The sequence below is a fragment of the Methyloversatilis sp. S146-33 genome, from assembly GCF_059552495.1.
This window is the reverse complement of the sequence record NZ_JCANOT010000039.1, coordinates 123,864-138,140: the sequence shown is the minus strand read 5'-3', so window position 1 is coordinate 138,140 and position 14,277 is coordinate 123,864. Positions and strand designations below refer to the sequence as shown.

The following is a 14,277-nucleotide window of genomic DNA, read 5'->3' as shown; positions in this document are numbered from 1 at the left end:
GCCATGTTCAAGCTCGCACTTCGCAACATCCTCCGGCAGAAATCGCGGACCGCGATGACGCTGGCCGCCATCATTTTCGGTGTGGCAGGACTGATCCTGAGTGGCGGCTTCGTCGCCGATGTGCTGACGCAGCTGGGCGAAGCGACCATCCACAGCCAGCTCGGTCACGTGCAGGTCTTCCGCAGCGGCTTCTACGAGCAGGGTGCGCGTTCGCCCGAGAAGTTCATGATCGACGACGCCGACAAGGTCGCCGAGTTTGCCGCCCGCATGCCGGAGGCGGATGCGGTGCTGCAGCGCGTCAATTTTACCGGCCTGCTGAACAACGGCAAGGCGGACTGGGCGGTCATGGGTGAGGGCGTGGAGCCGGACAAGGAAAACCGGCTCGGCACCTTCGTCCGGATCACCGCCGGCCGGGCGCTGCGCGACAGTGACACCGGCGGCATCCTGATCGGCGATGGCGTCGCCAAGGCCCTGGCACTGGCGCCGGGCGATACCGTCACGCTCATCATGAACACGGCCGACGGCGCATTGAACACGACGGAATTTGCGGTGGTCGGGGTTTTCCAGAGCTTTTCGAAAGATTTCGACGCCCGTGCCGTAAGGATTCCCATCGCGGCGGCTCGAAATCTGGTTGCGCGTGACGGCTCCAACGCCATCGTGTTGCTGCTGCACCGGACGGCGGACACCTGGCGGGTGAAGGATCTGCTGGTACCCAAGCTGGCGTCGCTGGGGTTCGACATCCGCGACTGGGTACAGCTTTCGGATTTCTATTCGAAGACCGTGGAGCTCTACCGTACCCAGTTCGGCGTGCTGCAATGGATCGTGCTCATCATGGTGCTGCTGAGCGTCTTCAATACTGTAAACATGAGTGTCTTCGAGCGCGTCGGTGAATTCGGAACGCTGATGGCGCTCGGAAATTCGCGAGGATACGTATTCCGGCTCGTGCTCGCCGAAAATGCCCTGCTCGGTCTGACCGGTGCGGCGATCGGCGTGGTGGTGGGGGTGCTCGTTGCGCTGGCGATCAGCGAGGTGGGCATTCCGATGCCGCCGCCGCCGAACTCGAATGTGGGGTACACGGCGTCGATACGTGTGCTGCCCGAAACCGTGCTGCTGGCCTTCACGGTGGGATTGGGCGCGACCGTGGTGGCGGCGTTGCTGCCGGCACGCAAGGTTTCGCGTACGCCCATCGTCGATGCGTTGCGGTACAACATCTGACCGGTCGTGACGCATTAGAGCGCGCGTCCGGATGCGTTGGCTATGATTCGCGGCTTGTCTGGCTGCTGTCCTGTGGAGGATGCAATGTTGAGTTCTGACCGTCTGATGTCCGCACTGCGCGTGCTTGCGCTGCTGCTCGTGCCGCTTGCCTTCACGGCCTGCTCGTCGTCGCCCTATCCGGCCGCGCCGACCCAGGCTTACAGCGACGACTACAACTACATCCTGGGTCCCGGTGACTCGGTGAACATCGTCGTCTGGCGCAACCCCGAAATCTCGTCCACGGTCACCATCCGCCCGGACGGCAAGATCACCGGCACCCTGTTTGAGGATCTGCCGGCTGCCGGCCGCGACCCCACGACGCTGGCGCGCGAGATCGAGCAGGTGTTGTCGAAGTACATCCGTGACCCCATCGTGACGGTCATCGTGGCCGGCGGCATCGGTCCCTACAGCGAGCAGATCCGCGTGATCGGCGAGGCGGCAAAGCCGCAGGCGCTGGCCTACAAGCAGAAGATGACGCTGCTCGACGTGATGATCGCGGTTGGCGGCATCACCGAATTCGCCGATGGCAACGCGGCCACCATCCTGCGCACCTCCGAGGGCGACAAGCAGTACAACGTGCGCCTCAAGGATCTGGTCCGTCGCGGCGACGTGACGGCCAATGTCGACGTCAAGCCGGGCGACATTCTCATCATTCCGCAGAGCTGGTTCTGAGCAGCTCAGTCATGAGGCGTCCGCCGGAAGGATCGTGTAGCTGTGGATGATTTTCTGCGCCAGTTTTCTGGCTATCTCAGGTCGGCGTGGGGCTATCGCTGGATAGGTCTGCTGGTCGCCTGGGTGGTCGGCATCATCGGCATGGGCGTGGTGCTCGTGCTGCCGGACCAGTACCAGGCGTCGGCGAAGATCTATGTCGACACCCAGTCGATTCTGCGTCCTCTGATGTCCGGTCTGGCCGTTCAGCCCAATCTCGACCAGCAGATCAACATGCTGAGCCGAACGCTGATCAGCCGGCCGAACATCGAGAAGCTGATCCGCATGGCTGACCTCGATCTCGAGGCCAAGACCAAGACCGAGCGCGAAAAGCTGATCGACGATCTGATCGCCAGCGTGAAGCTCACCAGTTCCGGCCGCGACAACCTCTACATCGTTTCCTATCGCGATCAGAAGCCGGCGCGGGCTCAGAAGGTGGTGCAGGCCATGGTGACGCTGTTCGTCGAATCGGGCCTCGGCAGCAAGCGACAGGATGCGGATCAGGCGCGCAAGTTCATCGAGGAGCAGATCAAGGCCTACGAGGCCAAGCTTCTGGAGGCGGAAAACCGGCTGAAGGAGTTCAAGCTCAAGAACCTCGAACGACCGGGCGGTGGGCAGAAGGACTACTTCGGCAGCCTTGGCGAGGTGCAGGCTCAGCTCAACCAGGCGCAGCTCGACCTGCGCGAGGCGACCAATTCGCGCGACGCGCTGAAGCGCCAGTTGCTGGGCGAGGAGCCGACCATCAGTGCCGACAGCTCGGCGATGACCTTCGCGCCGTCCGGCCCGGGTGGCCCGTCGACCGCCGAGATCGACATGCGCATCTCCGGCATGAAGAACGAGGTCGAAGGCTTGCTGCAGCGCTACACCGACAAGCACCCGGACATTCTCCAGCTGCGAGCACGGATACGTAACCTCGAGGAAGAGCGCAAGCAGATCATCGAGAAGCACGCGGCCGAAGCGGCCAAGGAGGCGGGAGGCAAGCCGGCGGAGCCCAAGCCCGAGGCGAAGCCGGTGGCCGGCGGCGCGCAGATGCCCAATCCGGTCTATCAGCAGATCAAGGTCGCACTGGCATCGGCCGAGGCCTCGGTCGCGTCGCTGAGCGCGCGCGTCGGGGAGTATCAGACGCGTCTCGACGCATTGAAGCAGTCGTCGCGACTGGTGCCGGAGCTGGAGGCGGAGTTCAGCCAGCTCAACCGCGACTACGAGGTGCATCGGACCAATTACAACAATCTGGTGTCGCGCCGCGAATCGGCCTCGATTTCGGAAGAGATGGACGCGACCGGCGTGGCGGAATTCCGCCTGATCGAGCCGCCGCGTGTCGATCCCAAGCCGGCGGCGCCCAACCGACTCATCCTGCTGACCGTGGTGCTGGCAGCGGCCATCGTCGTCGGTGGTGCGGCATCGTTCGCCGTATCACAACTGCGACCGGTATTCCACGACGGTCGGATGCTGGCCGAAGTGGCCGGCGTACCGGTGCTGGGTTCGGTGTCCATGCTGCTCGCGAACGAGCGCAAGCGTTACGAGCGTCGCCGCAGCGTCGTGTTCTTCGGCGGTCTTGGCGGGCTGGTGGCCGCCTATGTGGCGATGCTGGCTTTCGTGTCGCTCGTGATGCGCAGCGCCTGAGGATAGATCATGAGCATCATCGAACAAGCAATCGAACGAATGGCCCATCTGAAGCGGGCGGGCGTCGATATCGGCGAGGAACCGGCTGCAGCGCCCGAGGCGCCGCCGGCGGCTGCGCCTGCTCCCGCGCCGGCGCCTGCGGCGGTACCTGTCGCCGCGGTGCCGCCGGCGGGCGAAGCCGCCGCGCCGGTGCCGGTGGCGGGCGGAGCCACCATTGATTCATCCCGCTACGTCGAACTCGACCTGGCGCGGCTCGACGGGATGGGTCTGGTCGTGCCGTCGGCACCGCGTTCACAGATCGCCGAAGAATTCCGCGTGATCAAGCGCCCCATTCTGGCCAACGCCCACGGCAAAGGCGCGGCGCCGGTCGATAACGGCAACCTCATCATGGTGACCAGTTCGGTGCCGGGTGAGGGTAAGAGCTTCAATTCGATCAACCTCGCGATGAGCATCGCGATGGAACTGGACAACCGTGTCCTGCTGGTCGATGCCGACGTGGCGCGCCCCTCCATCCTTAACCTGCTCGGCCTGCCGCCGGCCAAGGGCCTGATGGACGTGCTGCTCGACGAGGATGTCGGTCTGCCCGACGTCCTGCTCCGTACCAACGTCGAGAAACTCACGCTGCTGCCGGCCGGCATGCCGCACAAGAACGCCACCGAACTGCTGGCCAGCGGTGCGATGCGTTCGCTGCTGGTCGAACTGGCGCATCGCTATCCCGACCGGATCATCATTTTCGACTCGCCGCCGCTGATGGTGACGACCGAGGCGCCGGTGCTTGCGCAGTCGATGGGCCAGCTGGTGATGGTGGTCGAGGCCGGGCGCACCACGCACGCGATGGTGAAGCAGGCGCTGGCCAAGGTACAGGGCTGCCCGGTCAAGATGCTGGTGCTGAACAAGGCGCGCTATGCCCGTACCGACGGCTATTACGGTTACTACGGTTACGGTTACGGCTATGGCTCCGAAACCGGTTATCGCGACACGGCCAAGGCGGGTTGAATGAGGACAGGACGACCGATGCTTCGCCCGATCTCCCTGGCCATTCTGGGCATTGCCAGCGGTTTCGGTTCGGCTCACGCCGAAGGCTGGCGCCTGTCGACCAGCGCGTCGGTGCAGATGATCGTGTCAGACAACATCAACTTCTCGCCGGTCGCGCCGTCGAGCGACGTGCTGACCGAAGTCACGCCAACCGTCGATCTGCGCCGCAGCAGCCCGCGGTTGAAGCTCAATGCCAATTATTCGCCGCGGCTGATGTATTACGCTGACGATACGTTTCCGTCTCGCATCGCGAACAATATGAGCGCGAACGGGTCGTTCGAGATCGTCGACGACTTGTTCTTCCTCGACGCCAAAGCCAGTCAGACGCAGCGGCGGCGATCGGTGTTCAATGCCCAGCCCAACCTGCTGAACAACACGCTGGGCGATTCGACGGAGACGCGGGTGTTCTCGCTGTCGCCGTCGATGCGCGGTACCGTCCGGTTGGGCGACATCGCGACATGGAAGTCCAGCTACACCATCGCGCGCAGTGAATCGTCGCGCCGCGAGGGCGCACTGACGAGCCGTACGTTCTCGGGGACGCTGCAGGGCGCTCCGGCGACGTTGAGCTGGAAGGGCGTTCTCAGCTCGCGCGTGACCGATTCGGACAATGCCAACAACAGCGAACGCGAGAGCATCGTCGGTTCGTTGATCTACAAGCCGGATGTCCAGATCGAACTGACCGGCCGTTACGGCTTCGAAAAGTCGACGATAGGCAATCGCCGGGACGGTGCCACCTATGGCGGCGGCGTGGACTGGCGCCCGTCGCAGCGCACGGCACTGTCGCTCGATTACGACGAGCGGCCCTACGGCAGTACCGCCAATTACAAGCTGTCGCATCGTCTGCCCAGGACCGCTTTCAACGCGGCCTATACGCGCAACATCGTGAGCAGGATCGACACCTTGCTCGAAGGTTCGGGCCTGGAAGATCTCTACGAGACGCTGGCCTTCGTTGAGCCCTACGCGAGCATCGCCGATCCGGAAGAGCGGCGCGACGCGATCCGCGCGGACGCGCTGGCCGGGCGCATTCCAGGCTACGGTTCGCTCGATTCGCCCCTTCTGACCGACCGCGAATACCGGCGCTCGCGCTGGTCGGTCGGTGTGGTGCATAACGGCGCCCGCAACACGTTGTCGTTCACGATGTACCAGTCGACCAACGACAGCGGAATCGGCTCTGGCGGCGGCTCCCTCACCGGCGATTTCGCCGAGGCCGCGGTCATCGTCCAGAAGGGCTGGACCATCGGTCTGTCGCACCGGCTCTCGCCGGTCAGTTCGCTGAACTTTTCGCTGAATTCCTTCGACACCAGCGGCCGTGTGAACTCGCGCACGACAACCGAGCGCAACATCTTCAATGCGACATATTCCACAGCGCTTGGGGCCTACACCAGCGGCTCCATTGGTCTGCGCATGATGCGTGGCACAGTCGCCGCCGGCGATGTAGACGAAAATGCACTGATCGCCACGGTGAGTACGCGCTTCTTCTGACGCGGGCGCCGTGATGCGCATGCTGCCGAACCGTGCAGCGCCACCGACGCCCTGAGGGGCGGGTACCCAACGATCGAGATCCATGTACGAGTCCTTCTACGGTCTTTCCGGCAAGCCTTTCCAGCTCAATCCCGATCCGTCCTTCTTCTTCGGCAGCAAGGGCCACCGGCGCGCGCTTGCCTACCTCGAGTACGGTCTGCACCAGAGCGAAGGTTTCATCGTCATCACTGGCGAGATCGGCGCTGGCAAGACCACGCTGGTGCGCAGCCTGCTGCAGAAGCTCGATTCGAAGAAGGTGGTGGCGGCCCAGCTGGTCAGCACCCACCTTGACGCCGAGGACACGCTGCGTCTCGTGGCTGCCGCCTTCGGCCTGCCGAACAAGCAGTTGAAGAAGGCCGACCTGCTGCTGTCGATCGAAATGTTCCTGCTGTCGCTGACCGCTGCCGGCAAGCGCGCACTGCTCATCGTCGACGAGGCGCAGAACCTGACGCCACGCGCGGTCGAGGAACTGCGCATGCTGTCGAACTTCCAGCTCGGCGAGCACGCGCTGCTGCAGAGCTTCCTGGTCGGTCAACCCGAGTTTCGCGAAACGATGCAGAGCCCGCACATGGAGCAGCTGCGTCAGCGGGTGATCGCGTCCTACCACCTCGGGCCGATGGACGCGGCCGAAACCGAGGCCTATATCGAGCACCGCCTGAAGCACGTCGGCTGGCGCGGGTCCCCCGCCTTTCAGGCGGGGGCGCACGAAGCCATCTTCAAGGCGACCGAGGGCGTGCCGCGACGCATCAATACGCTGTGCGACCGCCTGATGCTGGCCGGATTCCTCGGCGGAGCAACCGCCTTCACGGCGCAGGACGTGGCGGGCGTGGTCAGCGAAATCAAGGACGAGGCGGGTGACGCCGCCGCCGCTGCCGCCATGGCCAAGCGACCGGACGGCCCGATGCCGTCCGACACGGCGGCGCACGCTGCTTTCAATGGCGCCGGGCTGCGCGGTTCGCCGGCGCTGTTCGATCTCGACATGTCGCAGTTCCGGCTCGACGCCGACTCGGCGCAGCGGGTGCGCGACTATGTGAACGCGCATCAGGCGGGCAATCTCGAAGAACGCCTGTCACGGATGGAGCGTACGCTCGAACAGACACTGGCCCTGCTGTATGAAATCGCCGAGCGCTCGACCGAGCAGGCGGACAAGGAGGCGGAATGAGCGCTGCCCAGGTGATCGCCCCGGTACTGTGCGTCGTCGGCGCACGGCCGAACTACATGAAGATGGCGCCCATCCTGCGCGCCTTCGACGAGCACGTGCCGACGATACCGTGGGTGCTGGTGCATACCGGCCAGCACTACGATCACGCGATGAACGAGCGCCTGTTCAGCGGGCTTCGTCTGCCGACACCGCACCACAATCTCGAAGTCGGCTCCGGCACGCACGCGGTGCAGACCGCCGAGATCATGAAGCGCTTCGAACCGCTGGTCGATGAACTCAAGCCGTCCTGCGTGCTGGTCGTGGGCGACGTCAATTCGACGCTGGCCTGCGCGCTGGTGGCGGTGAAGAAGCACGTGCCGGTGATCCATGTCGAAGCCGGTCTGCGCAGCGGCGACCGTGCGATGCCGGAGGAGATCAACCGCATCCTGGTCGATCGCATTTCCGACCGTCTGTACACGACCGAGCGCAGCGCGCTCGGCAATCTGATCGGCGAAGGCGTCGACGCCTCATGGGTGCATTTCGCCGGCAACGTGATGATCGATTCGCTGCTGTCCAGCCGCTCGCTGGCGGTGCCGCCAGCGAAAACGTTGGCCGAGCACGATATCGACCCGGCGCTGATTGCGGACGGCCGCTACGGCGTCGTGACGCTGCACCGTCCGAGCAATGTGGACGACCCTGAGCAGCTGAAGCGCCTCGCCGCAATGCTGACGCAGGCGGCCGCGCGGCTGCCGCTGCTGTTCGCGATCCATCCGCGCACCCGTGGCAACCTGGAGAAATTCGGCCTCGGGGCGCTGCTCGACAACCCACGTATCGCGCTGCTGCCGCCGCTGGGCTATCTCGAAATGCTCGGTCTGATGAGTGGCGCGACCGTCATGATCACCGATTCCGGCGGCCTGCAGGAAGAGACGACGGCGCTGTCGGTGCCCTGCCTGACCTTGCGCGAGAACACCGAGCGACCGATCACGGTGGAGCAGGGCACGAACACCGTCATCGGCGCCGATGAGGCGCTTTTCGTGCGCAGCCTGGACGACATTCTCGCCACCGGCGGCAAGCGCGGCCGCGTGCCCGAGTACTGGGACGGCAATGCCGCCCAGCGCATCGCCGCTGACCTGCACGACTGGCTGCTGCAGCGGAGCACGCACTGACATGAGCGCCCGGGCCGATATCCGCAACGCTTTCACCGTCGACGTCGAGGATTACTTCCAGGTGTCGGCGCTGGCGCCCTACATCGAGCGCAGCCGCTGGGATTCGATCGAGTGCCGGGTCGAGCGCAATGTCGAGCGCATCCTTGCGCTGCTGGCTGACAGCGGTAACCAGGCGACCTTCTTCACGCTGGGCTGGATCGCCGAGCGCCATCCGGACATGGTCAGGCGTATCGCCGCCGCCGGGCACGAGGTCGCCAGCCATGGCACCGCTCACCTGCGTGCGACCGAACAGTCGCCGGCTGAATTCCTCGACGACATCACGCGTGCCAAGAAGGTGCTGGAAGACATCACCGGTGTCGAGGTGCGCGGCTACCGCGCGCCCAGCTTCTCGATCGGTCACACCAATCCGTGGGCGCTCGACTGCGTCGCGCAGGCCGGCTACCGCTACAGTTCCAGCATCTACCCGGTCAAGCACGACCACTACGGCATGCCGGACGCACCGCGCTTCCCGTTCGCGTCGCGCGACGGTCTGATGGAAGTGCCGGTCACCACCGTGCGCATGGGCAGCCGCAACCTGCCGGCAGGCGGCGGCGGCTACTTCCGCCTGCTGCCCTACGCCACCTCGCGCTGGCTGCTGAGCCAGGTGAACAAGCGCGACGGCCGGCCTGCGATGTTCTACTGCCATCCGTGGGAAATCGACGCCGACCAGCCGCGCGTGCAGGGCGTGGACGCCAAGTCGCGCTTCCGCCACTACATCAACCTGCACCGCACCGAGGGCCGTCTTGCCCGCCTGATGCGCGATTTTCGCTGGGGCCGGATGGACGAGGTGTTTCCGGAGATCGCCCGTGCGGCCTGAGGCGGAGTTCATGACTGCAGTCACTGTGCGCGCCCCGGCCGACGCCGATCGCGCGAACTGGAATGCCTTCGTCGAAGCCTGCCCGGCGGCGAGCTTCTTTCACCTGTTCGAGTGGCGCGACATCATGCGCGACGTGTTCGGCCACGCCACGCACTACCTGCTGGCCGAGCGCGGTGGCCGCATCTGCGGCGTGCTGCCGCTGGCCCAGGTGAAGAGCCGGCTGTTCGGCCATTCCCTCGTGTCGCTGCCCTTCGGTGTGTATGGCGGTGTGGCGGCCGATGACGACGAGGCGGCGCTGGCGCTCGAAGCCGAAGCGCAGCGCATCGCGCAGTCGCTCGGTGTCGACCACCTCGAATTCCGCAATGTGAACGCGCGCCACACCGACTGGCCGACCGAAGACCTGTACGTCACCTTCCGCAAGCAGATTTCGCCGGACGTCGAGGAGAACATGAAAGCCATCCCGCGCAAGCAGCGCGCGATGGTGCGCAAGGGCATCAACAACGGCCTGAAGGCGGTGTTCGATGCCGACAACAGCCGCTTCTTCGAACTGTATTCGGACAACGTGCATCGCCACGGCACGCCAGCGATGTCGCGCCGCTACTTCGACACGCTGCGTCGCACCTTCGGCGAGCGCTGTTCGGTCATGACGGTCGAAGGTCCGGACGGCGCGCTGCTCAGCAGCGTGATGAGCTTCTATTTCCGCGACGAAATCCTGCCTTACTACGCGGGCGACGCGGTGGCGGCGCGCGACCTCGCGGCGAACGACTTCAAGTACTGGGAACTGATGCGCCACGCCTGCGAACGCGGCATCCGCGTGTTCGACTATGGCCGCAGCAAGCAGGGCACCGGTTCCTACTCGTTCAAGAAGAACTGGGGCTTCGAACCGACGCCGCTGCATTACGAGTATTGCCTGTACAAGCGCGACAGCCTGCCGCGCAACAACCCGTCGAACCCGAAGTACAAGCTGATGATCGAAGTGTGGCGCCGCATGCCGCGCAGCTTCGCCAACACGATCGGGCCCTTCATCGTCCGCAATCTGGGCTGACCGGCGTGGAGCCGCTGCTCTTCCTCGCTCATCGTCTGCCCTTTCCGCCCAACAAGGGCGACAAGATCCGCTCCTTCCATCTGCTGAAGCATCTGGCGCGCCGCCACGCCCTGCATGTCGGTACCTTCGTCGACGACCCGGCCGACCTGCCGCACCTGCCCGAACTGTCGGCGATGTGCGTGCAGTTGCATACCGAAACCATCGCCCCGCGCAGCCGCAAGCTGCTGTCGCTGCGCGCGCTGGCGACTGGCGAGGCGCTCAGCGTCGTCTACTACCGGTCGGCGGCGATGCAGCGCTGGGTCGATGACACCATCGCTCGTCACGGCATCACGAAGGCCGTCGTGTTCTGCTCGACCATGGCGCAGTACCTCGACCGCCACCCGCAGGTGCACCGTATCGTCGATCTGGTCGATGTCGATTCGGCCAAGTGGTCCGAGTACGCGCCACGTCACCGCTGGCCCATGTCCTGGCTGTACCGGCGCGAAGCGCGCACGCTGCTCGATTTCGAAGCGGGCGTGGTCGCCGCCGCCGACCGCAGCCTGCTGGTCACGCCCGCCGAGGTGGCGCTGTTCGAATCGCTGGCGCCCACGCTGAAGGGGCGCGTCGAGGCGCTGCCCAATGGCGTCGATGTCGACTTCTTCAACCCGGCGAACGCCGGCGCGAACCCCTATGCCTCGGGCGTGAAGCCGGTCGTGTTCACCGGTGCGATGGATTACTGGCCCAATATCGACGCCGCCTGCTGGTTCGCCAACGAGGTGATGCCGCGCATCCGCGCCGTCGAACCGGCCGCGCACTTCTTCGTCGTCGGCATGAATCCGGCGCCGGCCGTGCGCGAACTGGAGAAGACCGGCTTCGTCACGGTGACCGGTCGGGTGGACGATGTGCGCCCCTGGGTCGCGCACGCCGCCTGCGCGGTGGCGCCGCTGCGCGTCGCACGCGGCATCCAGAACAAGGTGCTGGAAGCGATGGCGATGGCCCGGCCGGTGGTCGTATGGCATACGCTGTCGGCCAGCCTCGACGCACAGCCGGGGCGCGATTTCCTCGCCGCCGACGCGGCCAGCTACGCCGAGCGCGTGCTGGCATTGTTCGACCCCACTTACGCGCAGGCGACCGGTCTCGCCGCGCGCGCCCGGATCGAGAACGTCTATCGCTGGGACAGCGCGCTGGCCGCGCTCGATGCCTGGCTCGATGCGCCGGCTCCGGCGCGTTCAATCCCACACGGAAGCTCGCCCGATGTACAACCCGACGTCCTCCATGCCCGCGGCTGATACCGGACGCAGTGCTGCGTCCTGGCGGACGGCCGGGCCGGTATTCCTGCTGCTGTTCGCATTGCTGCTGTGGCTCTACTGGGGCACCGCAGCTTCGATGGCGGAAATCTGGTGGCGATCGGAAACCTTCGCGCACGGCCTCATCGTGCCGCCCATCTTCCTCTGGCTGGTGTGGCGCAAGCGGGCGGCGCTGGCGGCGCACGTGCCGCAGCCCAGCGCGTGGGGGCTGGCCGCGCTGGCCGCATCGCTGGCTGGCTGGCTGGTGGCCGACGTCGCCGGCGTGCAGGTGGTGCGCCAACTGGCCTTCGTCGCCAGCATTCCGTCGCTGGTCGTCGCCGTGCTCGGCTGGCGCGTCGCCTGGGTCATCGCCTACCCGCTGGCCTTTCTCTTCCTCGGCGTGCCGATGGGCGAGGGCCTGATGGTGCCGCTGATGAACTACACGGCCGACTTCACCGTCGCGTCGCTGCAACTGCTTGGCTTCCCGGTCTATCGTGAAGGCACTTTCTTCGAACTGCCGTCTGGCAGCTGGTCGGTGATCGAGGCCTGCAGCGGGCTCCGTTACCTGATCGCGTCGCTGACCGTCGGTGCCCTGTTCGCTTACCTGAGCTATCGCACGCTGTGGCGCCGTGCCGCCTTCATCGTCGCATCCTTCGTCGTGCCCATCGTCGCCAATGGCTTCCGCGCGCTGATGATCGTGCTGCTCGCGCACTACTCGGACATGAAGCTGGCGACCGGTGTCGACCACATCATCTACGGCTGGGTGTTCTTCGGCGTCATCATGCTGCTGCTGTTCTGGGTCGGTTCGTTCTGGCAGGAGAAGGAAGCCGACGATGTCGCGCCCGGCGCCGGCTCGATCGCGTTGCGGCCGGTCCCGATGCTGCGCACCGCGCTGACGGCGGCTTCGGCGGCGCTCGTGTTGCTGCTGCCGCCGCTCTATGCGGCGCAACTGGCGCAGCGCGAACTGCCGGCATCGCCGCAACTGGCACTGCCGGCCGAACCCGGCGACGGCTGGGCGCTCGATGCCGGACCGGCGCTGACCGACTGGCGGCCCACCTTCCAGAACCCGGACCGCGAGCGCACTGTGCAGTACCGCCGCGGCGACGAGGTCGTGGCCGTTCATCTGGCCTGGTACGGCCGCCAGCGACAGGACGCCGAACTGATCAATTCGCGCAACTTCATGATCCGGCAGGAGCACGACGTGTGGTCCAACGTCGGCGAGCGCGTGGTCGATACGCCGGCGCATCCGGTGCGGGAGACGCGCCTGCGCTCGACCGCGCTGCGCCTGCTGATTCACGACTGGTTCGTCGTCGGCGGTGAGCCCACCGTCAGCAGCGTGCGCGCCAAGCTCATGTTCGCCCGATCGCTGTTGCTGGACGGCGAGGACAGCGGCTACGCCGTGGTTCTGTGGACGCCGCAGCAGGGTGAGGATCCGGCGGCGCGCGCGCGGCTGGCCGCATTCGCCGCCGTGATCGAGCCGCATCTGGGCAAGGCGACCGCGCCGTGAAGCGCGTCGTTCACGTGGTGCATCACTTCGGCACCGGCGGCATGGAGAACGGGATGGTGAACCTGTTCAACAACTTTCCGCCCGGTGACTTCGAGCACCACGTGGTCTGTCTGCAGGGCCACTCGCACTTCGTCGAGCGCATCCGCGACGGCCGGGTCACCTTCCACGACGTGAAGAAGGCGCCGGGCAAGGACCCGGCGCACTACCTGCGGCTGTGGAGGATGCTGCGCGCGCTGCGTCCCGACATCCTGCACACGCGCAATCTGTCGGCGCTGGAAGCGGTGCTGATCGGCTGGCTGGCCGGCGTGCCGGTGCGCATCCACGGCGAGCACGGGCGCGACGTGTTCGACCTCGACGGCAGCAACGCGCGCTACAACCGGCTGCGCCGGCTGGTGCGTCCTTTCGTCCACCGCTATCTGACGGTCAGCCGCGACCTGCAGAGCTGGCTGCGCGACGCCATCGGCGTCGACGCGGCGCGCGTCACGCAGATCTACAACGGCGTGGACAAGCAGCGCTTCACGCCGCGGACCGACGCGAGTCGCAGCGTGCTGCCGGAGTCCTTCCGTGGCGACGCCTTCGTGATCGGAAGTGTCGGTCGCATGGTTGGTGTGAAAGATTACCCGACCCTGGTGCGCGCCTTCATCGACGCCGCGCGGCGGCCGGGTGGCGAGCGCCTGCGCCTGGTCATCGTCGGCGACGGCGGCGAACGCGCCGGCTGTCAGGCGCTGCTGGATGAAGCCGGTCTGGCCGATCGCGCCTGGCTCACCGGCGAGCGCAAGGACATTCCCCAACTGATGCAGGCCTTTGACCTGTTCGTGCTGCCCTCGCTGGGCGAAGGCATTTCCAACACCATCCTCGAGGCGATGGCCTGCGGTCTGCCCATCGTGTCCACCGCCGTCGGCGGCACGCCGGAACTGGTGGACGACGGCATCAACGGTCGGCTGTTCGTGCCCGGCGATGTCGCGGCGCTGTCGGCCTGCGTGCAGGAATACGCATCCGATGCGGCGCTGCGGGATGCGCACGGAAGTGCATCACGGCAGAAAATCGAGGCCTCCTTTAGCATCGAAGCCATGGTTGCCGCGTATCGCGACGCCTATCTTGCGCTGTCCGCGAAGCAAGGTCGCCCGGACGGCTCCACTACCTGACAGGATTTCCC

General features: G+C 65.8%; 12 protein-coding genes. All 12 read left to right on the top strand.

From position 1 onward, the window contains the following. The first annotated feature begins 3 nt into the window (after positions 1-3). The 12 genes from AC51BJ_RS17280 (at position 4) to AC51BJ_RS17225 (ending at position 14,266) form a co-directional block, all read left to right on the top strand. Complete coding sequence (locus tag AC51BJ_RS17280) at positions 4-1,215, top strand: ABC transporter permease (RefSeq protein WP_304005855.1); 1,212 nt, start codon at positions 4-6, stop codon at positions 1,213-1,215. Positions 1,216-1,299: 84 nt separating this feature from the next. Then, complete coding sequence (locus AC51BJ_RS17275) at positions 1,300-1,926, top strand: XrtA/PEP-CTERM system exopolysaccharide export protein (RefSeq protein ID WP_019916726.1); 627 nt, start codon at positions 1,300-1,302, stop codon at positions 1,924-1,926. A gap of 42 nt (positions 1,927-1,968) precedes the next feature. Next, entirely contained in the window at positions 1,969-3,585 is a 1,617-nt protein-coding gene (locus AC51BJ_RS17270) for an XrtA system polysaccharide chain length determinant (protein ID WP_496281065.1), read from the top strand. 9 nt (positions 3,586-3,594) lie between these two features. Continuing rightward, entirely contained in the window at positions 3,595-4,581 is a 987-nt protein-coding gene (locus tag AC51BJ_RS17265) for an XrtA-associated tyrosine autokinase (protein WP_430435178.1), read from the top strand. Continuing rightward, complete coding sequence (locus tag AC51BJ_RS17260; protein ID WP_496281064.1) at positions 4,582-6,102, top strand: TIGR03016 family PEP-CTERM system-associated outer membrane protein; 1,521 nt, start codon at positions 4,582-4,584, stop codon at positions 6,100-6,102. An 82-nt stretch (positions 6,103-6,184) separates the two neighbouring features. Continuing rightward, positions 6,185-7,303 carry an XrtA/PEP-CTERM system-associated ATPase gene (locus AC51BJ_RS17255; protein ID WP_020165894.1) on the top strand — a complete coding sequence of 373 codons (1,119 nt, stop codon included), beginning with the start codon at positions 6,185-6,187 and terminating at the stop codon, positions 7,301-7,303. Continuing rightward, complete coding sequence (gene wecB, locus AC51BJ_RS17250) at positions 7,300-8,448, top strand: non-hydrolyzing UDP-N-acetylglucosamine 2-epimerase (protein ID WP_496281063.1); 1,149 nt, start codon at positions 7,300-7,302, stop codon at positions 8,446-8,448. The genes AC51BJ_RS17255 and wecB overlap by 4 nt, the downstream gene beginning before the upstream one ends. 1 nt (position 8,449) lies before the next feature. Continuing rightward, positions 8,450-9,304: an XrtA system polysaccharide deacetylase gene (locus AC51BJ_RS17245; RefSeq protein ID WP_496281062.1), complete on the top strand. Its 855-nt coding sequence runs from the start codon at positions 8,450-8,452 to the stop codon at positions 9,302-9,304. Beyond that, positions 9,294-10,349: a FemAB family XrtA/PEP-CTERM system-associated protein gene (locus AC51BJ_RS17240; protein ID WP_496281061.1), complete on the top strand. Its 1,056-nt coding sequence runs from the start codon at positions 9,294-9,296 to the stop codon at positions 10,347-10,349. The genes AC51BJ_RS17245 and AC51BJ_RS17240 overlap by 11 nt, the downstream gene beginning before the upstream one ends. A 5-nt stretch (positions 10,350-10,354) precedes the next feature. After that, the gene (locus AC51BJ_RS17235) at positions 10,355-11,617 is read left to right on the top strand and encodes a TIGR03087 family PEP-CTERM/XrtA system glycosyltransferase (RefSeq protein ID WP_496281060.1); all 1,263 of its coding nucleotides are present in this window, start codon (positions 10,355-10,357) and stop codon (positions 11,615-11,617) included. Then, positions 11,604-13,121 carry an exosortase A gene (xrtA, locus tag AC51BJ_RS17230; RefSeq protein ID WP_496281059.1) on the top strand — a complete coding sequence of 506 codons (1,518 nt, stop codon included), beginning with the start codon at positions 11,604-11,606 and terminating at the stop codon, positions 13,119-13,121. The genes AC51BJ_RS17235 and xrtA overlap by 14 nt, the downstream gene beginning before the upstream one ends. Further along, on the top strand, positions 13,118-14,266 hold the full coding sequence (locus tag AC51BJ_RS17225; protein WP_496281058.1) for a TIGR03088 family PEP-CTERM/XrtA system glycosyltransferase: 1,149 nt from the start codon (positions 13,118-13,120) through the stop codon (positions 14,264-14,266). The genes xrtA and AC51BJ_RS17225 overlap by 4 nt, the downstream gene beginning before the upstream one ends. The last annotated feature ends 11 nt before the right edge of the window (positions 14,267-14,277 follow it).